20 protein-coding genes are annotated in these 24,647 nt (G+C 72.2%); 15 read left to right on the top strand and 5 right to left on the bottom strand.

The annotated features are described in order from the left end of the window. Positions 1-135 precede the first annotated feature (135 nt). Positions 136-1,521, top strand: a complete 1,386-nt coding sequence (locus tag ACFYM0_RS07820) for a cystathionine beta-synthase (protein WP_327257502.1) — start codon at positions 136-138, stop codon at positions 1,519-1,521. Between the two features lie 373 nt (positions 1,522-1,894). On the opposite strand, the gene ACFYM0_RS07815 is transcribed toward ACFYM0_RS07820, so the two are convergent. Beyond that, positions 1,895-2,284, bottom strand: coding sequence for a hypothetical protein (locus ACFYM0_RS07815; RefSeq protein ID WP_388497871.1), 390 nt, complete (start codon positions 2,282-2,284; stop codon positions 1,895-1,897). Positions 2,285-2,293: 9 nt separating this feature from the next. Next, on the bottom strand, positions 2,294-3,562 hold the full coding sequence (locus tag ACFYM0_RS07810) for an MFS transporter (RefSeq protein WP_388497868.1): 1,269 nt from the start codon (positions 3,560-3,562) through the stop codon (positions 2,294-2,296). A 305-nt stretch (positions 3,563-3,867) separates the two neighbouring features. Here ACFYM0_RS07810 and ACFYM0_RS07805 point away from each other — a divergent pair, with 305 nt between their 5' ends. After that, positions 3,868-4,710: a MurR/RpiR family transcriptional regulator gene (locus ACFYM0_RS07805; protein ID WP_388497866.1), complete on the top strand. Its 843-nt coding sequence runs from the start codon at positions 3,868-3,870 to the stop codon at positions 4,708-4,710. A gap of 601 nt (positions 4,711-5,311) precedes the next feature. Here ACFYM0_RS07805 and ACFYM0_RS07800 read toward each other — a convergent pair. Beyond that, positions 5,312-6,697 (bottom strand): diaminopimelate decarboxylase, encoded by a 1,386-nt coding sequence (locus ACFYM0_RS07800; RefSeq protein ID WP_388497863.1) that lies wholly within the window; start codon positions 6,695-6,697, stop codon positions 5,312-5,314. Positions 6,698-6,801: 104 nt separating this feature from the next. Here ACFYM0_RS07800 and hutU point away from each other — a divergent pair, with 104 nt between their 5' ends. From hutU to ACFYM0_RS07760, 8 genes are all read left to right on the top strand, one after another. Next, positions 6,802-8,466: a urocanate hydratase gene (gene hutU / locus ACFYM0_RS07795; RefSeq protein WP_388497860.1), complete on the top strand. Its 1,665-nt coding sequence runs from the start codon at positions 6,802-6,804 to the stop codon at positions 8,464-8,466. Positions 8,467-8,501: 35 nt separating this feature from the next. Further along, a complete protein-coding gene (locus tag ACFYM0_RS07790; protein ID WP_388498485.1) occupies positions 8,502-9,692 on the top strand; it encodes an allantoate amidohydrolase in 1,191 nt (396 codons plus the stop codon). Next, complete coding sequence (locus ACFYM0_RS07785) at positions 9,683-11,047, top strand: formimidoylglutamate deiminase (RefSeq protein WP_388497859.1); 1,365 nt, start codon at positions 9,683-9,685, stop codon at positions 11,045-11,047. The genes ACFYM0_RS07790 and ACFYM0_RS07785 overlap by 10 nt, the downstream gene beginning before the upstream one ends. 92 nt (positions 11,048-11,139) lie before the next feature. Beyond that, positions 11,140-12,318 carry an imidazolonepropionase gene (gene hutI, locus ACFYM0_RS07780; RefSeq protein WP_388497856.1) on the top strand — a complete coding sequence of 393 codons (1,179 nt, stop codon included), beginning with the start codon at positions 11,140-11,142 and terminating at the stop codon, positions 12,316-12,318. A gap of 177 nt (positions 12,319-12,495) precedes the next feature. Next, on the top strand, positions 12,496-13,191 hold the full coding sequence (locus tag ACFYM0_RS07775; RefSeq protein ID WP_388497854.1) for an LPXTG cell wall anchor domain-containing protein: 696 nt from the start codon (positions 12,496-12,498) through the stop codon (positions 13,189-13,191). A gap of 17 nt (positions 13,192-13,208) precedes the next feature. Further along, the gene (locus ACFYM0_RS07770; protein ID WP_388497852.1) at positions 13,209-14,258 is read left to right on the top strand and encodes a hypothetical protein; all 1,050 of its coding nucleotides are present in this window, start codon (positions 13,209-13,211) and stop codon (positions 14,256-14,258) included. Between the two features lie 89 nt (positions 14,259-14,347). Then, complete coding sequence (locus ACFYM0_RS07765; protein WP_388498483.1) at positions 14,348-15,541, top strand: hypothetical protein; 1,194 nt, start codon at positions 14,348-14,350, stop codon at positions 15,539-15,541. After that, on the top strand, positions 15,538-16,842 hold the full coding sequence (locus ACFYM0_RS07760; RefSeq protein WP_388497849.1) for a hypothetical protein: 1,305 nt from the start codon (positions 15,538-15,540) through the stop codon (positions 16,840-16,842). Before ACFYM0_RS07765 ends, ACFYM0_RS07760 begins: the two co-directional genes overlap by 4 nt. 84 nt (positions 16,843-16,926) lie before the next feature. Here the strand turns inward: ACFYM0_RS07760 and ACFYM0_RS07755 are convergent, their stop codons facing one another. Further along, positions 16,927-18,423 carry a peptide MFS transporter gene (locus ACFYM0_RS07755; RefSeq protein WP_388497846.1) on the bottom strand — a complete coding sequence of 499 codons (1,497 nt, stop codon included), beginning with the start codon at positions 18,421-18,423 and terminating at the stop codon, positions 16,927-16,929. A 500-nt stretch (positions 18,424-18,923) separates the two neighbouring features. Between ACFYM0_RS07755 and ACFYM0_RS07750 the strand changes: the two genes are divergently transcribed. Then, positions 18,924-19,601 carry a response regulator transcription factor gene (locus ACFYM0_RS07750; RefSeq protein WP_243335168.1) on the top strand — a complete coding sequence of 226 codons (678 nt, stop codon included), beginning with the start codon at positions 18,924-18,926 and terminating at the stop codon, positions 19,599-19,601. A gap of 39 nt (positions 19,602-19,640) precedes the next feature. After that, a complete protein-coding gene (locus ACFYM0_RS07745; RefSeq protein WP_388497843.1) occupies positions 19,641-20,906 on the top strand; it encodes an ATP-binding protein in 1,266 nt (421 codons plus the stop codon). A 4-nt stretch (positions 20,907-20,910) separates the two neighbouring features. Here ACFYM0_RS07745 and ACFYM0_RS07740 read toward each other — a convergent pair whose 3' ends face one another. Beyond that, the gene (locus tag ACFYM0_RS07740) at positions 20,911-21,459 is read right to left on the bottom strand and encodes a GtrA family protein (RefSeq protein ID WP_388497840.1); all 549 of its coding nucleotides are present in this window, start codon (positions 21,457-21,459) and stop codon (positions 20,911-20,913) included. 220 nt (positions 21,460-21,679) lie between these two features. Between ACFYM0_RS07740 and ACFYM0_RS07735 the strand changes: the two genes are divergently transcribed. From ACFYM0_RS07735 to ACFYM0_RS07725, 3 genes are read left to right on the top strand one after another with little or no spacing between them, the layout of a single operon-like run. Further along, positions 21,680-22,819, top strand: a complete 1,140-nt coding sequence (locus ACFYM0_RS07735) for a 5-(carboxyamino)imidazole ribonucleotide synthase (RefSeq protein WP_388497837.1) — start codon at positions 21,680-21,682, stop codon at positions 22,817-22,819. Then, positions 22,816-23,352: a 5-(carboxyamino)imidazole ribonucleotide mutase gene (gene purE / locus ACFYM0_RS07730; RefSeq protein ID WP_388497836.1), complete on the top strand. Its 537-nt coding sequence runs from the start codon at positions 22,816-22,818 to the stop codon at positions 23,350-23,352. Before ACFYM0_RS07735 ends, purE begins: the two co-directional genes overlap by 4 nt. Continuing rightward, positions 23,349-24,560 carry a dipeptidase gene (locus ACFYM0_RS07725; RefSeq protein WP_388497834.1) on the top strand — a complete coding sequence of 404 codons (1,212 nt, stop codon included), beginning with the start codon at positions 23,349-23,351 and terminating at the stop codon, positions 24,558-24,560. The genes purE and ACFYM0_RS07725 overlap by 4 nt, the downstream gene beginning before the upstream one ends. Positions 24,561-24,647: the final 87 nt, after the last annotated feature.

Raw genomic sequence — 24,647 nt, 5'->3', positions numbered from 1 at the left:
ATCCCTGTGCCGTCCCTGCAGACCCCGCCGTCCTGTTGACCTTCCTGCCCCGTACGGCCGGTCGGCCAATCCCTTTCCGCATAGTCTGGCGGTGCCTCCCGGAGAACCCGTGGAGTCCCCTCCTTGGAGAACATGGTGCAATTCCACGACTCGATGATCAGCCTCGTCGGCAACACCCCGCTGGTGAAGCTCAACCGTGTGTCCGAAGGCCTCCAGGCCACCGTCCTGGCCAAGGTCGAGTACTTCAATCCCGGCGGATCCGTGAAGGACCGGATCGCCGTGCGGATGATCGAGGCCGCCGAACAGAGCGGAGCACTCAAGCCCGGCGGCACCATCGTGGAGCCCACGAGCGGCAACACGGGTGTAGGACTCGCCATCGTGGCCCAGCAGAAGGGTTACAAGTGCATCTTCGTCTGCCCTGACAAGGTCTCGATGGACAAGATCAACGTCATGCGCGCGTACGGAGCCGAGGTCGTGGTCTGCCCGACCGCCGTCGACCCCGAGCACCCGGACTCGTACTACAACGTGTCCGACCGCCTCGTGCGCGAGACCCCGGGCGCCTGGAAGCCCGACCAGTACAGCAATCCGAACAACTCGCGCTCGCACTACGAGACCACCGGCCCCGAGCTCTGGGAGCAGACGGCCGGGAAGATCACCCACTTCGTCGCCGGCGTCGGCACGGGCGGCACGATCTCGGGCACCGGCCGGTACCTCAAGGAGGCATCCGGCGGCAGCGTGAAGGTCATCGGCGCGGACCCCGAGGGCTCGGTCTACTCCGGCGGCTCGGGCCGCCCGTACCTCGTCGAGGGCGTCGGCGAGGACTTCTGGCCCACCGCCTACGACCCCACCGTGACCGACGAGATCATCGCGGTGTCCGACAAGGACTCCTTCCAGATGACCCGCCGCCTCGCCAAGGAGGAGGGCCTCCTCGTCGGCGGCTCCTGCGGCATGGCGGTCGTCGCCGCACTGAAGGCGGCCGAGGGCCTCGGCCCGGACGACGTGGTCGTCGTCCTGCTCCCGGACAGCGGGCGCGGCTACATCAGCAAGATCTTCAACGACGAGTGGATGGCCGGACACGGCTTCCTCGAGGACGCGGGCCCCTCGGCCCGCATCCGCGACGTGCTCGCGGACAAGGCGGGCGGCATCCCCTCCCTGGTCCACATGCACCCGGAGGAGACCGTCGGCGAGGCCATCGAGGTGCTGCGCGAGTACGGCGTCTCGCAGATGCCGATCGTCAAGCCGGGCGCCGGCCACCCCGACGTCATGGCCGCCGAGGTCATCGGCTCCGTCGTCGAGAAGGAGCTGCTGGCGGCGCTGTTCGCGCAGCGCGCCTCCCTCGGCGACCCGCTGGAGAAGCACATGAGCGCGCCGCTGCCGCAGGTCGGCTCGGGCGAGCCGGTCTCCGAGCTGATGGCGGTGCTCGGCGAGGCCGACGCGGCGATCGTGCTGGTCGAGGGCAAGCCGACCGGTGTGGTGAGCCGTCAGGACCTGCTGGCGTTCCTGGCCAAGGGCGCCAAGTAGCGCGTACGGAGCCGTTCGCGGGGCTGCTCGCGGGGCTGCGTGCGGTGCCGCGTGCGGACGACGCGCAAACGGTACGGGCCCGTCACGTGACGGCAGCACCGGCTTAACACGGCTCCGGCACAGTGGTGGTTGTCGGCAGGGAAGCCCGGGAAACCGGGACCCGGCCGGCAACACGAACGGCGTCGGCGCACCTCCGGAGCGGCTCCCGGACCGCGTTGGACGCCACGGACGCGCGGACGGCCCTGACCCGGCCCGTGTCCTGCGCGGGGACCGCCGTCGTCCCGCCCCCGGGAAACCGGGGTGCGGCGGTCCCCGCGCATATTCGTGCGCGCGAGCGGCCCGCCGGCCCTACCGGGCCCCTGCCGCCCGACCGTCAGTCCAGCGGATCGGGACGGCGCTCGCCCAGGTGGAGCCGGCGGAACTTCGCCGCGTGGACGTAATTGACGCCCAGGATGCCGAGCCAGGCGACGACCAGACCGCTGAGGCCCGCCTGCGCGGCGCCGATCGCGGAGAGCGGGATCGCCAGCACCAGGGTGATGATCGCGAAGCCGAAGCGCTCGCCGAAGTTCCCGTCCGGGGAGCCGGCCGCACTCGGGTGGGTACCCCGGGCCGCGGAGATCCGCTCCTCCGCGAGGCGCCGGCGGACCTGCGTGTCGACCTTCTCCACGAACGAGTCCACCAGTGCGGCCTCGTACTCCGCCCCCAGCTCCCGCCGGGCGTCGAGCGTGGCGGAGAGTTCCTTCTTCAGCTCTTGGGACTCCATCCCGCCACCCTAGGAGCCGCCGTCCTTGCCGGCACTGGGGCTAGCCCCCGTATCGCGCCGGACCAGGGTGCGGACGGGGCGTACGAGGACGAGGGCGAGGGCGCAGCCGAGGCCGATCGCGGCGCCGGCCAGGAGGAGGGGGCGGACGCCGAAGAGGCCGCTGGCGGGGCCCGCGAGGACCTGGCCGAAGGGGATGGCGAGGATCGAGCCGCCGACCTCGTACGCGGTCACCCGGTTGAGCCGGTCCTGCGGTATCTGCGTCTGCACCGTGGTGGACCACTGGACGCCCCAGAACGCCCAGCCCACGCCGCTGACCGCGTAGCCGAGCATCAGCAGCGGCAGGTCGGGGACCAGGGCGGCCGCCAGCGGCATCATCGGGAACGCGAACATCGCGACGGCCCCGCCGAGCAGCGGGCGGGCCGGGCGGATCCGGATCGCGACGAGGCCGCCGAGGACGCAGCCGGCCCCGAAGGCCCCCTCCGCGTACCCGAAGGCCGCCTTGCCGTGCTCGGCGATGACCGAGGCCGCGCCGAGCGGGGTGAGCGGACCCCAGACGCAGACCCCGAGGACCCACCAGATCAGGATGACCGCCCACAGCCAGGACCGGGAGCGGAACTCCTGCCAGCCCTCCCGGAGGTTGGCGAGGGTGGACTCCTGGCGGCCGGAGGTGAAGCGCGGCAGCCGCAGCGCGAGCGCCACCAGGCAGATCCCGCTGATGGCGAAGGTGGCCGCGTCGATGGCGAACACCCAGGCCGTAGAGGTGGTGGCGACGAGCACGCCGGCGATGGCCGGACCGGCCATCGTGGACGCGCCCTCGCTGACCCGCAGCACGCCGTTGGCCTGCGTGGGGTCGGCGGAGACCTGCGGTACGAGGCTGGCGGTGCCCGGCTGGAACATCGCGGTCGCGATGCCGCCGAGCACCGATCCGCCGATGACGAACCACAGCGTCGGGTGGCCGAGCCAGAGGTACAGGGCGAAGGAGCCCTGGGCCGCGCAGCGGACCGCGTCCGCGCCGATCATCTGCGGCAGGGGGTGGAAGCGGTCCGCGAACACTCCGCCGAACACCACGAAGAGGGCGAAGGAGCCCATCCACGCGCCGAGCGCGTACCCGATGCCGCTCACCCCGTAGCCGAGGGAGATCATGGCCACCGCCAGGGCGACCGGCATCATCGTGTCGCCCAGCATCGAGACGACGCGGGCGGTGAAGTAGAGGCCGAAGTTCCCGGTCCAGAGGCGGGAACGGCGCCTGGGTGGGGCGGAGATGGACGAGGACACCATGGAGGGGCAGCCAATTCGCTTGGATGTGGGGGGTATTGGCCGGTGGGTCTCGGCGCGGCCGCACTCGAGGATCAAGGGCGGGTCGTCAGGCGGTCAAGCGAATTGGTCTGGGGCGGGGGAGGTGCGGGGAGGCTGCGTGGAGGCTGCGTGGAGTAGCCCCCGGGAGGCCGCGCCGAGCTCCCCGGAGGGTCTCGGATCGCGGGCGCGGGTTGCCGTCCTGCATAACCGCATGCAGAGTGCTCGGTGACTGAATATCCCGTTGGCGGCCGCCCGGCCGCCCGGCGGACGGGACGGAGGGGAACGGGATGAGCGAGAGCCCTGCGGCCCGGCTGCAGAAGCTGTTCGAGGGGCACCGGCTGACGCCGACCCAGCGGCGCATCGCGCACTGCATGGTGCGCGGGGCGGCGGAGGTGCCGTTCCTGTCGAGCGTGGAGCTCGCCGAGCTGGCCGGGGTGAGCCAGCCCTCGGTGACCCGGTTCGCGGTGGCGCTGGGCTTCGACGGCTATCCCGCGCTGCGCCGGCACCTGCGGGAGGTGGCTCCCGCCGAGCGGGCCGGGAGCGGGGACGAGGACGCGTACAACGAGTACCAGCAGGCAGTGCAGGGCGAGATCGAGAACCTGCGGCAGCTCTCCGCGATGCTCGCCGATCCGGCGCCGGTGCGGGAGGCCGGGCGGCTGCTGGCCGGGTCGAGCCCACTGCCCGTACTGGGGCTGCGCGCGGCGTCCTCGCAGGCGCGCGGGTTCGCGTACTTCGCCGCGAAGGTCCACCCCGACGTGCGGCTGCTCGACGAGGGCGGCTCCATGCTCGCCGACCGGATCGACGCGGCCGCGGGCGCCGGCGCCTCGGCCCTGCTGTGCTTCGCGCTGCCCCGCCATCCGAAGGAGGTCGCGGAGGCCCTGGAGCACGCGCGGGGGGCCGGGCTGGCCGTGGTGACGGTCGCCGACTCGGCCTTCGCGCCGGTGGCCCGCCACTCCGATCTGCTGATCCCCGCGCCCGTCGGCACCGGCCTGGCCTTCGACACGGCGTGCGCGCCGATGCTGCTGGGGCGCGTGCTGCTGGAGGCGATGGCGGACGCGCTGCCGGACGCCCAGGCGCGGCTGGAGGCCTTTGACGCGCGGGCCGCGGCGCGCGGGCTGTTCGTGGAGTAGCCCTTCGGCGGAGTGGGCGACCAATGATGCGGCGCCGACGCCGACGCCGACGCCGGCGGGGCTGGGGTGTGGTTGGGGCTGGGGCCGGGGGCGGGGTGGGGTGTCGGCCTGGACTGCATGATTTAGGCGCCCTGGGCGTGGCTTCGACAGTTGTGGGGTGTACCTGCGCCACACATCACGCTTTACGTCCCGGCCAACACCCCACCCCGCCCCCGTCCCCACCCCGCCCCCGTCCCCACCGCGCCCCCGTCCCCGCCCCGGCCGGAAGCCTTCCGCCCCCGACCGGGTGGGCCTTCCGGCCCCGCCGCGCATTCTCAGCCGTCCGGCGTTTGAGGACCGGGGTCTGGGGCGGAGCCCCAGGGGGTCCGGGCGCAGCCCGGTACCCCTTCCAGCCCGTCCGGCGTTTGAGGACCGGGTCAGGGCCGGGCCCTGGGAACGGTGGAAGGGCGGGTAGGGGACTTCGCCCGCGTAGCGGCAAGGGTCGCAGCGGGGACTTCGCCCCGTAGGGCCGAACCGCCCTGCCGTGCCTGCTCACGGGCTCCGCGCAGCGGGTTGGCGGGGGCGCAGCCCCGGGTCGGGCCCTCGGGTCGGCCCCCGGGTGTCAGAGGAGGGCGTCCGGGGTGGCTGCGCCGGCCTCTGTGAGGATCGTGGAGATGGGCTGGGCCGCGCGGGCCAGGGCGAAGCGGACCCCGCCCGAGGGGGTCACGGTGAAGCCGTGCACCGCCGGGCGCGGCAGGCTGTTGTACCCGTAGTGCGCGGTGAAGGCGTACGCCCCCGTGTCGGGCACGCACACCAGGTCCCCGGGGGCCAGCAGCGGCAGCTCCCGCGCGGCCGCCAGCAGGTCGCCCGCGAAGCAGGCCGGTCCGGCGATGTCCTGGGCCACGAGGGGCCCGGTCAGCGGAGCCCCCTTCGCGGAGTAGGGGAGGATGCGCAGCGGCCAGGCCGCGGGGGCGTACACCGTTCGGGTGGCCAGCTGGACTCCCGCGTGCGTGAGCGCGATCGCCCGCCCGCCGGTGGTCTTCGTGTACTCGACGCGGGTCAGCACCAGCCCGTGCTTGGCCGTCAGGGACCGCCCGAACTCCGTGACCAGCCCGTAGGCCCCCGAGAAGAGCCCGGGGACGGCCGTGCGCAGCGCGCTCACGTATTGCGCGCAGGTGGGAGTGGTGGCGTCGGAGGTGAAGTTCACCGGCAGCCCGCCGCCGATGTCCAGGGTGTCGACCTGCCGCCGCCCGGCCGCCGCGTTGATCTCCTCGGCCAGTGCGTACAGCTCCCGTACCCCCTCGGCGATGAGCGCCAGCGGTACTCCCTGGGACCCGGAGTGGGTGTGCAGCCGGGTGAGCCAGGGCCGGTCCAGGTACGCCCGTACGAGCCACTCGCGCGCACCCGGATCGCGCAGCGCGATGCCGAACTTCGAGGTGGCCGTGGCGGTGGAGAGGGCGTCGATGCTGCCCGCGCCGGTCTGCGGGTTGATCCGTACGCCGATCGGGGAGGCGGTGGGTGCGGGGCCCGCCGCCCGGACGAGTGCGTCGAGCCGGGCCAGCTCCTGGGGGTTGTCGGCGTTCACCGCGACGCCCAGGGCCAGGGCCTCCCGAAGTTCGGCGGCCGTTTTCGCGGGGGAGTCGAGGACGATGCGCTCCGGCGCGATCCCCGCCGCGCGGGCCAGGGCCAGCTCGCCGGGGCTGGCCACCTCGCAGCCGAGCCCGGCGTCGGCGAGCAGCCGCAGCACCGGCACGAGCGGGCACGCCTTGACGGCGAAGGCGTGCAGTACGGGGGTGCCGGGGGCGAGGGCCCGGGCGAAGGCGCTGGTCAGGGCGGTGGCGGAGGCGCGGATGCCGGCCGTGTCGAGCAGGCAGAGGAGGGGGGAATCCTCGTCGATCAGGCCTTGCTCCACTGCGGCCCGTACGGCCAGGTCCCGTCGCCCGGCGGAGCCCGAGTCGGAGCCCGAGTCGGAGTCCGCGCCGGCGTGTGCGTGTGCGTCGGCTGCCATGTCCGCCATCCCATCATCCGGCGCGGCCGCCCGCAGCTGTTGACTGAATCTATTCAGGGGGTAAAGATGTGAATAGATTGACCAACAACGGAGGAGGCACCGCCATGTCAGGACCCCGCCCCGTACGGGCCGCACGAGGTACCGAGCTGAGCACCCTGGGATGGCAGCAGGAGGCCGCGCTGCGGATGCTCCAGAACAACCTCGACCCCGAGGTCGCCGAGCACCCCGACAAGCTCGTCGTCTACGGCGGCACCGGCAAGGCCGCCCGCGACTGGCGCTCGTACGACGCGATGGTCCGCACCCTCCAGACCCTCAAGCAGGACGAGACGATGCTCGTCCAGTCCGGCCGCCCGGTCGGCGTCATGCAGACGCACGAGTGGGCGCCGCGCGTGCTCCTCGCGAACTCCAACCTGGTCGGCGACTGGGCCAACTGGGAGGAGTTCCGCCGCCTGGAGAACCTGGGTCTGACCATGTACGGCCAGATGACGGCCGGTTCGTGGATCTACATCGGCACCCAGGGCATCCTGCAGGGGACGTACGAGACCTTCGCCGCCGTCGCCGCCAAGAAGTTCAACGGGACCCTCGCCGGGACCATCACCCTCACCGCCGGCCTCGGCGGCATGGGCGGCGCCCAGCCGCTGGCCGTGACGATGAACGACGGCGTCGCCATCTGCATCGACGTCGACCCGCGCGCCATCGACCGCCGCATCGAGCACCGCTACCTCGACGTCAAGGCGAACGACCTGCGGCACGCGCTGCAGCTCGCCGTCGAGGCCCGCGACGCCCGCAAGCCGCTCTCCATCGGCCTGCTCGGCAACGCCGCCGACCTCCTCCCGCAGATGCTCGCCGAGGGCGCGCCGATCGACATCGTGACGGACCAGACCTCCGCCCACGACCCGCTCGCCTACCTGCCGGTCGGCGTCGACTTCGACGACATGGCCGACTACGCGGCCAAGGACCCGGCGGGCTTCACCACCCGCGCCCGCGAGTCGATGGCCACGCACGTCGAGGCCATGGTCGGCTTCATGGACGCGGGCGCCGAGGTCTTCGACTACGGCAACTCCATCCGCGGAGAGGCCCAGCTGGCGGGCTACGAGCGCGCCTTCGCCTTCCCCGGCTTCGTCCCCGCCTACATCCGCCCCCTGTTCTGCGAGGGCAAGGGCCCCTTCCGCTGGGCGGCGCTGTCCGGCGAGGCCTCGGACATCCACAAGACCGACAAGGCGATGCTGGAGCTCTTCCCCGAGAACGAGTCCCTGCACCGCTGGATCAAGATGGCCGGCGAGCGCGTCCACTTCCAGGGACTGCCCGCCCGCATCTGCTGGCTCGGCTACGGCGAGCGCGACAAGGCCGGCGAGCGCTTCAACGAGATGGTGGCCGACGGCACGCTCGCCGCGCCGCTGGTCATCGGCCGCGACCACCTGGACTGCGGCTCGGTGGCCTCCCCGTACCGCGAGACCGAGGCCATGCTCGACGGCTCCGACGCGATCGCCGACTGGCCGCTGCTCAACGCCATGGTCAACGTGGCCTCCGGCGCCTCCTGGGTCTCCATCCACCACGGCGGCGGCGTGGGCATGGGCCGCTCCATCCACGCGGGCCAGGTCACGGTCGCCGACGGCACGAAGCTCGCGGGCGAGAAGATCCGCCGCGTGCTGACCAACGACCCCGGCATGGGCGTCATCCGCCACGTCGACGCCGGCTACGACATCGCCGAGACGGTCGCCGACGAGCGCGGCGTCCGCATCCCGATGCGCGAAGGCGACTCGGCGTGACCCAGGAAGCCGCTGCCGGAGCCTCGTTCCACGACATGTGGGCCGAGCTCCGGCCCATCGGCCGGGACGCGGGCAGCGGCGGCTACCGCCGCTACGCGTGGACCGGCGCCGACGCCGACTGCCGGACCTGGTTCCAGGCGCAGGCCGAGGCGCGCGGGCTCGCGTACGAGACCGACCGCAACGGCAACCAGTGGGCCTGGCTCGGCGACCCCCTGGCCGGGGACGCCGTGGTCACCGGCTCTCACCTGGACTCGGTCCCCGACGGCGGGGCCTTCGACGGCCCCCTCGGGGTGGTGTCCTCCTTCGCGGCCCTGGACGAACTCCGCAGGAGGGGAGCGGAGTTCTCCAGGCCACTGGCCATCACCAACTTCGGTGACGAGGAAGGGGCCCGCTTCGGCCTCGCCTGCGTCGGCTCCCGGCTGGCCGCCGGACAGCTGACCAAGGAGAAGGCGTACGAGCTCCGCGACGCGGACGGCGTCAGCCTGCCCCGCGCCATGGAGGCGGCCGGGTACGACCCCGAGACCATCGGCGCCGACCCCGAACGCCTCGCCCGCATCGGCGCCTTCGTCGAACTGCACGTGGAACAGGGCCGCGCCCTCGACCTGTCCGGGGACCGGGTCGGCATCGCCTCCGCGATCTGGCCGCACGGCCGCTGGCGCTTCGACTTCCGGGGCGAGGCCAACCACGCCGGCACCACCCGGCTGGCCGACCGCCGCGACCCGATGCTCACGTACGCGCAGACCGTGCTCGCGGCCCGCGCCGAGGCGGCCCTCGCCGGTGCCGTGGCCACCTTCGGGAAGATCTCCGTCGAGCCCAACGGGGTCAACGCCATCCCCTCCCTCGTACGCGGCTGGCTCGACTCCCGCGCCGCCGACCAGGCCACCCTCGACACGGTCGTGACCGCCATCGAGAAGGCCGCCCGCGAGCGCGCGGACCAGGAGGGCATCGACCTGGACGTGGTCCGGGAGTCCTTCACTCCGGTCGTCGAGTTCGAGCACGCCCTGCGCGAGGAGATGAACCGGATCCTCGGCGGGGCCGTCCCCGTGCTCGGCACGGGCGCGGGACACGACGCCGGAATCCTCTCGGCGGCCGTCCCGACCGCCATGCTGTTCGTACGCAACCCCACCGGGGTCTCCCACTCCCCGCGGGAGTTCGCCGCCGAGGACGACTGCGTGGCAGGCGTCCTCGCCCTCGCCGACGTACTGGAAGGCCTCGCGTGCCGCTGAAGACGTACTGGCTGGAGCACGCCTGGCTCGGCACCCATGTCGAGCCGGGCGTTGCTCTGGACGTGTCCACGAGCGGCTCCGCCGCGGAAATCGGCCCCGGGCGGATCTCCGCCCTGCGGACCGGGGCCGAGACCCCGCCCCCGGGAGCGGAGGTCCTGCGCGGCCTGACGGTCCCGGGGCTGGCCAACGCGCACAGCCACGCCTTCCACCGGGCCCTGCGCTCGACGGTGCAGGTCGGCTCGGGCACCTTCTGGACCTGGCGCGACTTCATGTACAAGGTCGCCCAGAACCTCACCCCCGACAGCTACTTCGCGCTCGCGCGGGCCGTCTACGCCGAGATGGCGCTGGCCGGCATCACGGCCGTGGGCGAGTTCCACTACGTCCACCACGCCCCCGGCGGAGTCCCGTACGCCGATCCCAACGCCATGGGCGAGGCCCTGATCGCGGCCGCCGCCGAGGCCGGCATCCGCATCACCCTGCTGGACACGGCGTACCTGTCGGCGGGCTTCGGGGAAGCCCCCAACCCCCACCAGCTGCGCTTCTCCGACGGCACCGCGGACGCCTGGGCGGAGCGGGTCTCGGCCCTCAAGCCCAGCGAACACGCCCTGATCGGCGCCGCGATCCACTCGGTCCGCGCGGTACCGGCGGGACAGCTCGCCACCGTCGCCGGCTGGGCGTCCGAACGCCGGGCTCCGCTCCACGTCCACCTCTCGGAGCAGACCGCCGAGAACGACGCCTGCCTCGCGGCCCACGGCCGCACCCCGACACAGCTGCTCGCCGACCACGGGGTGCTCGGCCCGCGCACGACCGGGGTGCACAACACGCACCTCACCGACGGGGACATCGCCCTCCTGGGCTCCACCACCACCGGCACCTGCATGTGCCCCACCACCGAACGCGACCTCGCCGACGGCATCGGCCCGGCCGTCCGCCTCCAGCGCGCGGGCAGCCCGCTCTCGCTGGGCAGCGACAGCCATGCGGTGATCGACCTGCTCGAAGAGGCACGGGCGATGGAACTGAACGAGCGTCTGAGCAGCCGTACGCGCGGCCACTGGACGGCGAACGCCCTGCTCACCGCCGCCACCGAGGACGGGCACGCGGCCCTCGGCTGGTCGCAGGCGGGCCGCCTGGAGGCGGGTGCCCTCGCGGACTTCACCACCATCGCCCTGGACTCCGTCCGCACGGCGGGCGCGCTGCCCCGACTCGGCGCGGAGACGGCCGTCTTCGCCGCCTCGGCAGCGGACGTCCGCCACACGGTGGTGGGCGGCCGCCACATCGTCCGCGACGGGTCGCACACCCTCGTCGCGGACGTCCCGACGATCCTCGCCAACACGATCGCAGCCCTCCGCGGCTGACCACTCCGCCCGGAACGGGGTCCGGGGCCGCAGACCCCGGTTTCGCGAAGGGGCGGGGTGGGGGAACAAACAACTCGACGACCCGAGGGATCATGACCACCACAGCCATCACCAACATCGGCAGCCTCGTCACCAACGACCCCGCCCTGGGCGACGGCACCCCGCTGGGCCTGATCCACAACGCCGCGGTCGTCATCGAGAACGACACCATCGCCTGGGTCGGCCCCGCCGACAAGGCCCCGCCCGCCGACGAGGCCTTCGACGCGCAGGGCCGGGCTCTCATCCCCGGCTTCGTCGACTCCCACTCCCACCTCGTCTTCGCGGGCGACCGCACGGCGGAGTTCAACGCCCGCATGTCCGGCCACAGCTACTCCGCCGGAGGCATCCGCACCACCGTGGCGGCCACCCGCGCCGCCTCCGACGCCGAGCTCGAAGCGAACCTGCTGCGCCACCTCCACGAGGCCCGCCGCCAGGGCACCACCACCTTCGAGACCAAGTCCGGCTACGGCCTCACGGTCCAGGACGAGGCGCGGGCCCTGCGCATCGCCTCCGCGCACACCGAGGAGGTCACCTACCTCGGCGCGCACATCGTCTCCCCGGACTACGCCGACGACCCGGCGGGCTACGTGAACCTCGTCACCGGCGAGATGCTGACCGCCTGCGCCCCGTACGCCCGCTGGGTGGACGTGTTCTGCGAGAAGGGCGCCTTCGACGGCGAGCAGGCCCGTGCGATCCTCACCGCAGGCGCCGCCGCCGGGCTGATCCCGCGGGTCCACGCCAACCAGCTCTCCCACGGCCCCGGCGTCCAGCTCGCGGTCGAGCTGGAGGCCGCCTCCGCCGACCACTGCACCCACCTCACCGACGCCGACGTGGACGCCCTCGCCCAGGCGGCCGGGACGACCGTGGCCACGCTGCTGCCGGGTGCGGAGTTCTCCACCCGCGCGCAGTGGCCCGACGCGCGCCGCCTCCTCGACGCGGGGGTGACCGTGGCGCTGTCGACCGACTGCAACCCGGGCTCCTCCTACACGAGTTCGATGCCGTTCTGCATCGCCCTCGCGGTCCGCGACATGGGGATGACCCCGGACGAGGCCCTGTGGTCCGCCACCGCCGGCGGCGCCCGCGCCCTGCGCCGCGCCGACATCGGCATCGTCGCCCCCGGTGCCCGCGCGGACCTCGCCCTGCTCGACGCCCCCAGCCACGTCCACCTCGCCTACCGGCCGGGCGTTCCACTGGTCTCGGCCGTCTGGCAGAAGGGTCGCAAGACGGCCTGAAACAGCCCTAACCCGGACGCCGCAGACCGCCCCCGGGGGCGGTCTGCGGCCTATGGACGGGCTGTTGATACGGCGCTGTTCTTTGTCTTCCCTCCGTAAGGCCCCGGGCGTACCTTGAGCCACCAATCTGATGTGCCGTCAGTAACTTGTGGCCCAAGGTTCGAGGGGAAGACGAAGGTGTCCGACCGGAAACGCTCCACCGCGCTCGCGCTGGCCTCCGCGCTGGCGGGGGCGGCGGTACTGCTGGCCGCCCCCGCAGCCCATGCGGCCGTTGTCGACGTCCAGTACGACTGCAAGACCCCCATCGGGGACAAATCGGCGGTCTCGCCGATCGAGATCAAGGGGGTCAAGGAGGGCAGCGGGTACAAGCTGACGATGTCCTTCCAGAAGGGCGTCTCCTCCAGCCCCATCGAGCTCGGCAAGGGCGCGATGACGCCCAGTGCCGTGATCGTGGTCGGCGGCGCGGAGAAGGTGTCGGTACCGGTCTCCGGTCCGCCCAACCCCGAGGCCGTCCCGGCCAACACGCCCATCAAGATCAGCGACCTGTCGGGCACGTACACGCCCAAGAAGTCCGGCAAGGTCACGCTCACCGCGGGCGTGCTCACGATCAAGGCGATGGGTACGACCACCACTTGTACCCCGGGCAACAGCCCCAAGCCGTCCCTCGAACTCGATGTGACGGCCCCCGGCGGCGGCAGCGCCACCGGATCGACCGGATCGACCGGATCGACCGGATCCACCGGGGACAGCCTCCCGCAGACCGGCCCCGAGGACTCGGCCATCGCCCTCGGAACCCTCGGCGCCACCGTGATCCTCTCCGGCGCCGCCGGCGTGCTCTGGCTGACCCGGCGCGGCCAGCGGGCCCGGTCCTGAACGGAGCGCACCCGGTCATGCCCGTGCTCCACTCGCCCCGAAGGTCCGGCGGGTTCCGCCTCGCCACCGTCGCCGCCGTGGCCGCAGTCGTGCTCTCCTGCACGGTGGCGGCCCCGGCCGGCGCCGACGGGCCCGGCTGGACCGCAGAGCCCGCCGCCGGGAGCGCTCCGGCGGCGGCGAAGGCCGGGGCCCGCCCGTACGTCGCCCGCCCGTACTTCTACCTCTCGGGTCCCTCCGGCACGGTGCTGGAGGACCGTCTCGCCCTGGCCAACACCAGCGACCGGGAGCACACCATCACCCTGCGGGGCGCCGACGCCTACAACACGGCGGCCGGCGCCTTCGCCGTGCGTTCGGCGAAGGAGTCCACCGGCGCGGGACTCTGGATCAGCTTCGGCTCGGGCACCACGGTCAAGGTCCCGGCGCACACCCGCGCCGTGGTCCCCTTCACCGTCACCGTGCCGCCAGGCTCCCCGCCCGGCGATCACCCCGCCGCCGTCGTCGCCACCGAGGCCGGCCGCGAGGTGGGCGTACGGGTCCATCTGCGCGTCGGCGGCCCGGTACTGGCGGCGCTCACGGTCGAGGACGTCGCCGTACGGGGCAAGGGCGCGACCGCGCGCGTCGCGTACACCCTGGTCAACCGCGGCAACGTGGCACTCGCCCCCGAACTCGTCATCAGTGCCGAGGGAACCCTCGGCAAGGTCGCGGGCCGCAGCGCACGCACCCTGCCGGTCGAGGTGCTGCCCGGCCAGCGCGTGGAGCTGTCCGAACCCTGGCCCGGCGCCCCCGTGTTCGACCGGGTCGCACTGACCCTCACCGTCACGGCCCCCGGCGGTGCCCGCGCCACGGGGAGCGCCTCCGCCTGGTTCGTGCCCTGGGGGATCGCGGGCGCGACCGGCCTCGGGCTGCTGGGCCTCGGCGCCGTCGCCGCGGCGGCCCTGCTCCTCGAACGCAAGCGGCGGGTCCGGTCCGGCAGGTCCGGACCGGGGTCCGGGCCCGAGCCGCGCGGGAGCGCCGTGCCCGAAGAAGCCCCAGCGCCGGAACACGAGTTGACGGGAGCACCCAGGTGAGCGCCAAGGCCGGTGGGAGACACGGCGGCAAGGTCAGGGACCTGGTCGCGGGGGGACGCGCGGGGCTGGCGGCAAGGCTGGCGGCAGGGCTGGTGGCGTGCGCGCTGGCGCTGTTCGCGGCGGCCCCGGCCGCGGCGGACGAGGGGGCCGAACCCGCCGTGGCCCTCTCCCTCAAGGAGGCCGCCAAGGGCACGGAGATAGCCGTCACCGGGACGGGCTGGCGGCCCAAGACCATGGTGATGCTGCTGGTCTGCGGGCAGAACATGATCGGCGGCACCAACAGCTGTGCCAACGCCGACGGCGTGGCCGTCTCGGTCGCCGACGACGGGCACTTCTCCGCCCAGCTCCCGGTGGTCGCCCCGCCCAAGCCCTGCCCCTGCGTGGTCAACGTGACCTCCGTCAACGGGGACCAGTCCACCGTCGGGGCCCCGCTGAAGATCACCGACCACCCGGTGGCCGACCTGCCCGCCGAGGGCGGCACGGCCCGGCTCGCCCTGCTCACCGGGGTCCGGCTCAAGGGCGAGGACGGGGTGCTGACCTGGTTCGGGGCCCCGCCCGGCCGGAAGTTCACGGTCACCGTGGGCAACCTCGGCTCCGCCGCGGTCAAGGACCCGGTCTTCCAGCTCGGCACCGCCCACGGGGTGTTCGCACCGACCTGGGAGGAGGTCCGCTGGAAGGGCACCATCCCGCCCGGCGGCAAGGCGGAGGTCTCCCTCGACGCCACCCTGACCGCAGGGGCCCACGGGGACTACACCCTCTCCCTCAAGTACGGGGAGACGGTCCTGGCCACCCAGCCCTGGGGCGTGGCCCGCCCGTACGGGGTGCTGCTGTTCTGGGGCCTGCTCCTCCTGGTGATCCCGGCCGCGATCTTCCGGATCGGCATGGCCGTCGTCGACCGGGTCCGCCCGCGCACGGGACTCCCGCCGGGCAGCGGCCGCCACCGGGGCCACCGCCCGCAGCCCGACCCGGCGGCGGCGGTGACGGCCCGGCTGCCGAGGATCCCGGCGGTACGGGGGCCCGCGCGGGGCCCCGTACGAGGAGGACCGCCGTCCCGCTCCGCCCCGGCGGCCGAACCCCCACAGACCACCACGGCGGTACTGCCGTGGTTCACCCCGGACAGCGCGCCGGGGGCAACCGCACCGGAGACGACTCCACCAGAGACAACCGAACGACAGGGAACCGAACCGCAGACAACCGAACCGCAGACAACCGAACCACAGACAACCGAACCACAGACGTCCGCACCGTCTGAGAACAGTCCGACGACGAAAGGACACTCGTGAACACCCAACGGAGGGCGAGCGCGGCCGCGGTCGCGCTGCTGCTCGGCGGCGCGGGCATCGCCATGGGGGCCACGCCCGCACAGGCGGACGTGATCGAAGTCGAGTACAACTGCAAGACCCCCATCGGGGACAAGTCGGCGGTCTCGCCGATCGACATCAAGGCGGTCAAGGAAGGCAGCGGCTACAAGCTGACGATGTCCTTCCAGAAGGGCGTCTCCTCCAGCCCCATCGCGCTCGACAAGGGCTCGATGACGCCCAGTGCCGAGATCGTGCTCGGGGGCGCAGACAGCGGCGCGGTCAAGGTCGACGGCCCGCCCAACCCCGAGAAGATCCCCGCCAACACCCCCATCAAGATCAGCGACCTCACGGGCGTCTACACGCCCAAGAAGTCCGGCAAGGTCACCTTCACCGCCGGCGTCCTGCTGATCAAGGCGTTGGGCACCACCACCACCTGCACCCCGGGCAACAACCCCAAGCCGTCCCTCGAACTGGACGTGAAGGTCGGGGGTCCGACCCAGCCGCCGACGAGCCCGCCGCCGAGCAGCAAGCCGCCGACGAGCCCGCCGCCGAGCAGTCAGCCGCCCACGAGCGCCCCGCCGAGCAGTCAGCCGCCCACGAGCGCGCCGCCGAGCAGTCCGGCGCCCTCCCCGTCCGGTGGCGGCCAGACCGACTTCCCGGGGCAGACCGTCGACGTGACCTTCGACTGCGGGGCCTTCATCCCCGGTGGCCCCCTCAAGGGCAAGGTGACGATCAACGCGAAGAAGAACGGCGGCAACTACGACCTGACCGCCACGACCGCCAAGGGCGTGATGAACAGCCCCGCGGACCTTCCGGCGGGAGCGCTCCAGCCCGCGATGGACATCAAGCTCGGCGGCGCCGACAGCGGCGTCGTCAAGGTCAGCGGCCCGGGCAACGCCGAGGCGATCAAGGGCGGCTCGCCGGTCAGCCTCAGTGACATGAAGGGCACCTACAAGCCCGGCAAGACCGGAAAGACCACGCTGACCCCGGACAAGCTGACGATCAACGTGGTCATGGCCCCGGGCGCCGCCCCGATCGTGGTGCCCTGCGCCGCGACGGCCAGCGCGGTGTCGCTCACCCTGGACACCGCCGCCCAGCCCGGCGGCTCGGGCACCTCCGGGACCTCGGGCAGCGCCTCCGGCACGGCGGGCGGCCTCGCCGAGACCGGAGCCTCGGACGGCGGCGGCGTGAAGGCCCTGGCCCTGGTGGCCGGCACGGTCATGCTGCTCGGCGCGGCGGTCTTCACCTTCACCCCGTGGCGCCGCCTGCGCGGGCAGCGGTAGCCAGCCGGAGGCCGTGAGCACGGAAAAGGAACGGCCCGGCACGCCGAAAGGCGTGCCGGGCCGTTGCCCGTATCAGGGGGTGCGTCAGTGCACGCCGCCCATGAGGGGCTGGACCTTCTTGCGGTACATGTAGATCGCGATGCCGGCGAGGACCGCGAGCACGCCCTGGGTGGCGAACCAGCCCTGGGTGTCCGTCGGGGCGCCGAGCAGCTGGAGCAGCGCGATCGTGGAGTCACCGGCGGTGACCGCGAGGAAGAAGACGCCCATCATCTGGGAGGCGTACTTCTGCGGCGCCAGCTTGGTGGTCAGCGACAGGCCGACGGGGGAGAGCGTGAGCTCACCGACGGTCTGGATGAAGTAGACGCCGACCAGCCACATCGGGCTGACCTTCGTGTCACCGGTGGCCAGGCCCTGGGCGATCATCATGACGCCGAAGGAGACGCCGATCATGATCAGCGCGAAGGAGAACTTCGCCAGGGTGGTGGGCTCCTTGGAGCGACGGGCCAGCGCCACCCACAGCATCGCGAAGAGGGGCGCGAGCGCCATCACGAACAGCGGGTTGAGCGACTGGAACCAGCTCTCCGGGAAGTTGAAGCCGAACAGCGTGCTGTCCGTGCTGTCCTTCGCGAACAGGGCCAGCGTGGAGCCGGTCTGGTCGTAGATCGCCCAGAAGATCGCGGCGGCGGCGAAGAACCAGACGTACGCCGACATGCGCGAGCGCTCGACGCCCGAGAGGTCCTTGTCGCGCTTGATGCGCAGGATCGCCCAGGCGGGGAGGACCAGACCGGCGACGGTCAGCGGCCACAGCGCGTAGTTGATCGTGAAGATGCCGGCCAGGCCGATGGCCGCGTAGGCGGCGACGGCGACGCCGAGCCAGATCAGGCCCTTCTTGAGGACGGAGGACTTCTCGGCGGCGCTCAGCGGGCTCGGAACCGTGTTGGAGACCGGGTTCAGGTGGCGGAAGCCGAAGAAGTAGAAGGCGAGGCCCAGGGCCATGCCGACACCGGCCATGGCGAAGCCGAGGTGCCAGTTGATCTCCTGGCCGACGTAGCCGATGGTCAGCGGGGCGACGAAGGCACCGAGGTTGATGCCCATGTAGAAGATCGTGAAGCCACCGTCACGGCGGGGGTCGTTCTTGTCCGTGTACAGCTGGCCGACCATCGTGGAGATGTTGGCCTTGAGCACGCCGGAACCGGCGGCGATGAGCGCCAGGCCGATGAAGAACGAGATGGACGAGGGCACCGCCAGCAGGAAGTGACCCGTCATGATCACGACACCGGCCACGGCCACGGCCTTGCGGGCGCCCCAGACGCGGTCGCCGAGCCAGCCGCCCGGGAGGGCGAGCAGGTAGACCATCGCGTTGTAGACGGAGTAGATCGCGACCGCGGTCGCGTCGTTCATCCCGAGTCCGCCGTCGGCCACGTTGGTGGCCAGGAAGAGCACGAGCAGGGCGCGCATGCCGTAGAAGCTGTAGCGCTCCCACATTTCCGTCATGAAGAGGAAGGCGAGGCCGCTGGGGTGTCCGAGGAAGGTCTTCTCGGTGGACGGGTCCGCCGAGCCCTTCGTCAGGCTGGAAGCCATGGTCGATCCTTGCTTGCTCGGGACGCGCGGCTTCGTGAGCTCAACGGCGCCCGGTGAGGGGTGGCCGGTACCGGCTTCGGCTGTTCCGGACCCCACGCCCGGGGGTTCGCTCCGCGGGGGCGAAGACGAAGGAACATCCGACACCGGGATCCACGCCCTGCCGCGCTTCATCGCGCGAAGGGCCCGGCCCATAGGTCATTCACTGTCATCTGCACATCTGCCCCGAACGGGCGGTGCGACAACAATGCCTGCCCGATCAGGGCAGAAATAAAGACTTTCGGCTGTTTTTGGCTCGAAAGTCTCTTGGAGGTAGTGCATCAGGCGTCTCGACACCATACGACACGACAGTGCCGGATATGAAAGTACTTGAGATATGGATCACAGGTTGCGGTGGAACCAGCGGCGCATATTCGAAGGCGGTTAGTAGGTCGTAAGCCCAGATAGACAGGGCCTTGTACGCGGGCCTCTTCTTTCCCCCGCCGCGGACTACCATCACCCACATGACGCGTGTACTGCTCGCCGAGGACGACGCATCCATCTCGGAACCCCTGGCCCGCGCCCTGCGCCGGGAAGGGTACGAGGTCGAGGTCCGGGAGGACGGCCCCACCGCCCTGGACGCAGGACTGCAGGGCGGCATCGATCTCGTCGTCCTGGACCTGGGCCTGCCGGGCATGGACGGCCTGGAGGTCGCCCGCCGGCTGCGCGCCGAAGGCCACGGCTTCCCGATCCTGGTCCTGACCGCCCGTGCCGACGAGGTCGACACGGTCGTGGGCCTGGACGCCGGGGCCGACGACTACGTGACCAAACCCTTCCGCCTCGCCGAGCTGCTCGCCCGCGTCCGGGCCCTGCTGCGGCGCGGCGCCACGGAGGCCTCCCAGGCCCCCGCCACCCACGGGGTGCGCATCGACGTCGAATCGCACCGCGCGTGGATGGGCGAGGAGGAGCTCCAGCTCACCGCGAAGGAGTTCGACCTGCTGCGGGTCCTCGTCCGCGACGCCGGCCGGGTCGTCACCCGCGACCAGCTGATGCGCGAGGTCTGGGACACCACCTGGTGGTCCTCCACCAAGACCCTCGACATGCACATCTCCTGGCTGCGCAAGAAGCTCGGCGACGACGCGGCCAACCCCCGCTACATCGCCACCGTCCGCGGAGTCGGCTTCCGCTTCGAGAAGAGCTGAAACCACCCCGGACCGCACATCTAGGGCATTCTCTGAGCCATGCGCCGCCGCCTGATCAACTCCACGCTCGCCGTGGTGCTCGTCGTCATCGCCGTCTTCGGGGTCTCCCTCGTCATCGTCGAGACCCGCACCATCACCAGCAGCGCCCAGGACCGCATCGAGTCCGAGGCGCTGCAGCTGGTGGGCATCGTCGAGGGCGACGTCCTGGAGAAGAAGCCCGTCGACCCCGGCGCGCTCGCCGAACTGCTCGACGACGGCCGGTACGCCCGGATCACGATCCCCGGCCGGGAAACGGTCGAGGTCGGGACCCGCATCACCGACAGCGTCATCCGGGGCACCGCCCGCGGGGAGCAGGGCGAGACCGTGGTCGTCGAGGAGTCCCGCTCCACCGTCACCCGCGAGGTCGGCCGGACCCTGGCCGTGGTCGGAGCCGTCGCCCTGCTCGCCGTCGTGGCGGCCGTCCTGCTCGCCGTACGCCAGGCCAACCGGCTGGCCTCCCCGCTGACCGACCTCGCCGAGACGGCCGAGCGGCTGGGCTCGGGAGACCCGCGGCCCCGCCACAAGCGGTACGGGGTCCCCGAGCTGGACCGGGTCGCGGACGTACTGGACTCCAGCGCCGAGCGGATCGGCCGGATGCTCACCGCCGAGCGGCGCCTGGCCGCGGACGCCTCGCACCAGCTGCGCACCCCGCTCACGGCCCTGTCGATGCGGCTGGAGGAGATCACCGTCACCGACGACCTGGAGACCGTACGGGAGGAGGCGACGATCGCCCTCACCCAGGTGGAGCGGCTCACGGACGTGGTCCAGCGGCTCCTGACGAACTCCAGGGACCCGCGCACGGGCTCCGCCGTCCCCTTCGACCTCGACGAGGTCGTCAAACAGCAGCTGGAGGAGTGGCGTCCCGCCTACCGCAGCGCCGGCCGGGCCGTCGTCCGCTCCGGGAAGACCGGCATCCGAGCCGTGGGCACCCCGGGCGCCGTCTCGCAGGTCCTGGCGACCCTGGTGGAGAACTCCCTCATGCACGGAGGCGGCACCGTGGCCCTGCGGACCCGCGTGATCGGAAACCAGGCCGTACTGGAGGTCACGGACGAGGGTCCGGGCGTCCCGCCCGACCTGGGCAACCGGATCTTCGAGCGGGCCATCAGCGGCCGCAACTCCACCGGCATCGGCCTCGCCGTCGCCCGGGACCTCGCGGAGGCCGACGGCGGCCGCCTGGAGCTGCTCCAGACCCGGCCGCCGGTGTTCGCCCTGTTCCTCAGCCGGACCGCGCCCACACCCACCGAACCGGAGCAGACGGTCCGCTGAGACCTCAGTTCGCGGCGGTCTCCGGGGTCCGTGCCGCCGGCGCCTGCGCGTCCGCCGGGGCCTGGCCGTCACGCTGCTCGACGACCAGAGAGGCCGTGGTCGGCGCGGGCAGGGCCTTGAAGACCCAGGTCCGGTAGGACCAGAAGCGGAACACGGTGGCGATGCCGATGCCGGTGAACTTGAAGAAGTTCGAGGCGAGCGGCCCGTCCCAGTGGAAGCCGTACGTGGCCGTGAACAGGATGCCGTTCTCGATCACGAGCCCGATCGCGCTGAACGCGACGAACAGCCCGAGCTCACGGGTACGGCCCGCACCGGTCCGGTCGGCCCGGTCCCGGTAGGCGAAGTAGCGGAAGCCCAGGTAGTTCGTGACGATGGCCACCAGGGTGGCTATCACGCTCGCGCGCACCACCTGGAGGTCGGTGACCTGCCTGATCAGGTTGAAGACGCCCAGGTTGACCAGGACTCCCAGCCCGCCGACGGCCCCGAACCTGGCGATCTCGCGCGCGAGCCCGCGCACGCGGTCGAGGACGGATCCGCTCTCCGGCTTGCTCATATGAGGCTCAGTCCTGTCTTCGGGGCCCCCGTATGAGGCGTCACACGTTTTACACGTTCTACCTGTGCGCGCCCATGCTAAGTGTCGCCCCATCCGTACGTCTGCGCCTTCGGACACCGTGCGACACACGGCACACCCGCCACCGGCGGGCAGCGGGTTCCGGCCGGGGACGCCCCCATGCGGGTCCGGATGGCGGAATACCGCCGGATACCCTGGAGGAGTGACGTTCCCGGTAGTCGGCATGGTCGGCGGCGGACAGCTCGCCCGCATGACCCACGAGGCGGGTATCCCCCTCGGCATCAGATTCAAGATCCTCAGTGACACCCCACAGGACTCGGCGGCCCAGGTCGTGAGCGACGTCGTCATCGGCGACTATCGCGATCTGGAGACCCTCCGCGCCTTCGCGCGCGGCTGTGACGTGATCACCTTCGACCACGAGCACGTGCCCATCGCGCACCTGCGGGCCCTGGAAGCCGACGGCATTCCCGTCCGCCCGGGACCCGACGCGCTGGTGCACGCCGCGGACAAGGGGGTGATGCGCGCCAAGCTCGACGAGATCGGCGCGCCCAGCCCCCGCCACCGGATCGTGAGCGATCCGGCGGACGCGGCGGCCTTCGCCGAAGAGGTCGGCGGGTTCCCCGTCATCCTCAAGACGGTGCGCGGCGGGTACGACGGAAAGGGCGTGTGGTTCGTCCGTACGCAGGCGGACGCCGAGGCCCCGTTCAAGGCGGGCGTCCCGGTCCTGGCCGAGGAGAAGGTGGACTACGTCCGCGAGCTCGCGGCCAACATCGTCCGCTCCCCGCACGGCCAGGCCGTGTCCTACCCCGTCGTGGAGTCGATCCAGGTGGACGGGGTCTGCGACACCGTCATCGCCCCCGCCCCGAACCTCTCGGAGGCCCTGGCCGGCGAGGCCCAGGCCCTGGCCCTGCGCATCGCCAAGGAACTCGGCGTGACCGGTCACCTGGCCGTGGAGCTCTTCGAGACCACCGACGGCCGGATCCTGGTCAACGAACTGGCGATGCGCCCGCACAACAGCGGCCACTGGACCCAGGACGGTGCCATCACCTCCCAGTTCGCCAACCACGTACGGGCCGTCCTGGACCTCCCCCTCGGCGACCCGCGCCCCCGCGCCCGCTGGACGGTCATGGCGAACGTGCTCGGCGGGGACTACCCCGACATGTACGCGGCCTACCTGCACTGCATGGCCCACGACCCCCAGCTGAAGATCCACATGTACGGCAAGGACGTGAAACAGGGCCGCAAGGTCGGCCACGTCAACACCTACGGCGACGACCTGGACGATGTGCTGGAGCGCGCACGTCACGCAGCCGGCTACCTCAGAGGATCGATCACCGAATGAGCACCTCCGCAGCAGCTCCCGTCATCGGCATCGTCATGGGCTCGGACTCCGACTGGCCCGTCATGGAGGCCGCCGCCCAGGCCCTCGACGAGTTCGAGATCCCCTACGAGGTCGACGTGGTCTCCGCCCACCGGATGCCGCGCGAGATGATCGCGTACGGGGAGCAGGCCGACGGGCGCGGCCTCAAGGCGATCATCGCGGGCGCCGGCGGCGCCGCCCACCTGCCCGGCATGCTCGCCTCCGTCACCCCGCTGCCGGTCATCGGCGTACCGGTCCCGCTGAAGTACCTCGACGGCATGGACTCCCTGATGTCGATCGTCCAGATGCCGGCCGGAATTCCCGTCGCCACCGTCTCGATCGCCGGGGCCCGCAACGCCGGGCTGCTCGCCGTACGGATGCTGGCCGCGCACGACCCGGAGCTGCGCGCCCGCATGAACGACTTCCTGCACGACCTCAACGACCAGGCCACCGAGAAGGGCAAGCGGCTGCGCAACAAGGTCGCGGGCCAGGAGTCGTTCGGGTTCGGCAAGTGAGCGCGGCGGGCACGGCGGGCACGGCGGGCGCCGCCCGGCACCTGGACGCGGCGCGCGAGCTGCTCGCCGAGCACCCGGTCGTCGACGGGCACAACGACCTGCCCTGGGCCCTGCGCGAGACCGTGCGCTACGACCTGGACCGGCGCGACATCGGCCGTGACCAGAAGGGCCACCTGCACACCGACATCCCGCGGCTGCGCGCCGGCGGGGTCGGTGCGCAGTTCTGGTCGGTCTACGTGCGCTCCGACTACGCGGGGGACGACGCGGTCAGCGCCACCCTGGAGCAGATCGACGCCGTCGCCCAGCTGATCGACCGTTACCCGCGCGATCTGGTGCGGGCGCTGACGGCCGACGACATGGAGGCGGCGCGCGCCGAGGGCCGGATCGCCTCGCTGATGGGCGCCGAGGGCGGGCACTCCATCAACAACTCGCTCGCCACCCTGCGGGCCCTGCACCAGCTCGGTGTGCGGTACATGACGCTCACGCACAACGACACCATCGACTGGGCGGACTCGGCGACCGACGAGCCCCGGCACGGCGGCCTGAGCGAGTTCGGCCGCGAGGTCGTCCGCGAGATGAACCGGATCGGCATGCTCGTCGACCTCTCGCACGTCGCCGCGACCACGATGCGCGACGCGCTCGCGGTCACGGCCGCGCCGGTGGTCTTCTCGCACTCCTCGGCGCGGGCGGTCTGCGACCACGTGCGCAACATCCCCGACGACGTGCTGGCGCTGCTGCCGGCCAACGGCGGGGTCGCGATGGCCACCTTCGTGCCCAAGTTCATCCTCCCGGCGGCCGTCGAGTGGACCCTGGCGGCCGATGAGAACCTGCGCGCGCACGGGCACCACCACCTCGACACCACCCCGGCGGCGATGGCCCTGCACCGGGCCTTCGAGGAGGCGCGCCCGCGCCCGGTGGCCACGGCCGCCACGGTCGCCGACCACCTCGACCACATGCGCGAGGTGGCCGGCGTCGACCACATCGGCATCGGCGGGGACTACGACGGCACCGCCTTCACCCCGTCCGGGCTGGACGACGTGGCCGGGTACCCCAACCTGGTCGCCGAGCTGCTGGCACGCCGCTGGTCCAAGGCCGACCTGGCCAAGCTGACCTGGTCGAACGCGGTACGGACGCTGCGCGACGCCGAAGCGGTGGCGCGCGAGCAGTCGGCCTCCCGGGGTCCGTCCAACGCGGTGCTCCAGGTCTGAGGCCGAGGAGCCCCGCTTCTTCCTGACCGGCCCGCCCGGCGGATCCGGCGCACGGGCTGTGACCAGCGAACACCTGCCGGTTTACAC

Origin of the sequence: Streptomyces sp. NPDC006487 (assembly GCF_042870555.1) — a bacterium.
In the GTDB taxonomy this organism is placed as follows: Bacteria; Actinomycetota; Actinomycetes; order Streptomycetales; family Streptomycetaceae; genus Streptomyces.
This window is presented reverse-complemented; position numbering and strand designations above follow the sequence as displayed.

What these genes read in the sequence shown, in the direction of transcription:
- ACFYM0_RS07810 (WP_388497868.1), bottom strand. Translation starts at nt 3,562, where the DNA reads ATGGTGTCCTCGTCCATCTCCGCCCCACCCAGGCGCCGTTCCCGCCTC.
- ACFYM0_RS07740 (WP_388497840.1), bottom strand. Translation starts at nt 21,459, where the DNA reads ATGAGCAAGCCGGAGAGCGGATCCGTCCTCGACCGCGTGCGCGGGCTC.
- ACFYM0_RS07745 (WP_388497843.1), top strand. Translation starts at nt 19,641, where the DNA reads ATGCGCCGCCGCCTGATCAACTCCACGCTCGCCGTGGTGCTCGTCGTC.
- ACFYM0_RS07800 (WP_388497863.1), bottom strand. Translation starts at nt 6,697, where the DNA reads ATGGCAGCCGACGCACACGCACACGCCGGCGCGGACTCCGACTCGGGC.
- ACFYM0_RS07755 (WP_388497846.1), bottom strand. Translation starts at nt 18,423, where the DNA reads ATGGCTTCCAGCCTGACGAAGGGCTCGGCGGACCCGTCCACCGAGAAG.
- ACFYM0_RS07815 (WP_388497871.1), bottom strand. Translation starts at nt 2,284, where the DNA reads ATGGAGTCCCAAGAGCTGAAGAAGGAACTCTCCGCCACGCTCGACGCC.
- ACFYM0_RS07750 (WP_243335168.1), top strand. Translation starts at nt 18,924, where the DNA reads ATGACGCGTGTACTGCTCGCCGAGGACGACGCATCCATCTCGGAACCC.
- purE (WP_388497836.1), top strand. Translation starts at nt 22,816, where the DNA reads ATGAGCACCTCCGCAGCAGCTCCCGTCATCGGCATCGTCATGGGCTCG.
- hutU (WP_388497860.1), top strand. Translation starts at nt 6,802, where the DNA reads ATGTCAGGACCCCGCCCCGTACGGGCCGCACGAGGTACCGAGCTGAGC.
- ACFYM0_RS07805 (WP_388497866.1), top strand. Translation starts at nt 3,868, where the DNA reads ATGAGCGAGAGCCCTGCGGCCCGGCTGCAGAAGCTGTTCGAGGGGCAC.
- hutI (WP_388497856.1), top strand. Translation starts at nt 11,140, where the DNA reads ATGACCACCACAGCCATCACCAACATCGGCAGCCTCGTCACCAACGAC.
- ACFYM0_RS07790 (WP_388498485.1), top strand. Translation starts at nt 8,502, where the DNA reads ATGTGGGCCGAGCTCCGGCCCATCGGCCGGGACGCGGGCAGCGGCGGC.
- ACFYM0_RS07770 (WP_388497852.1), top strand. Translation starts at nt 13,209, where the DNA reads ATGCCCGTGCTCCACTCGCCCCGAAGGTCCGGCGGGTTCCGCCTCGCC.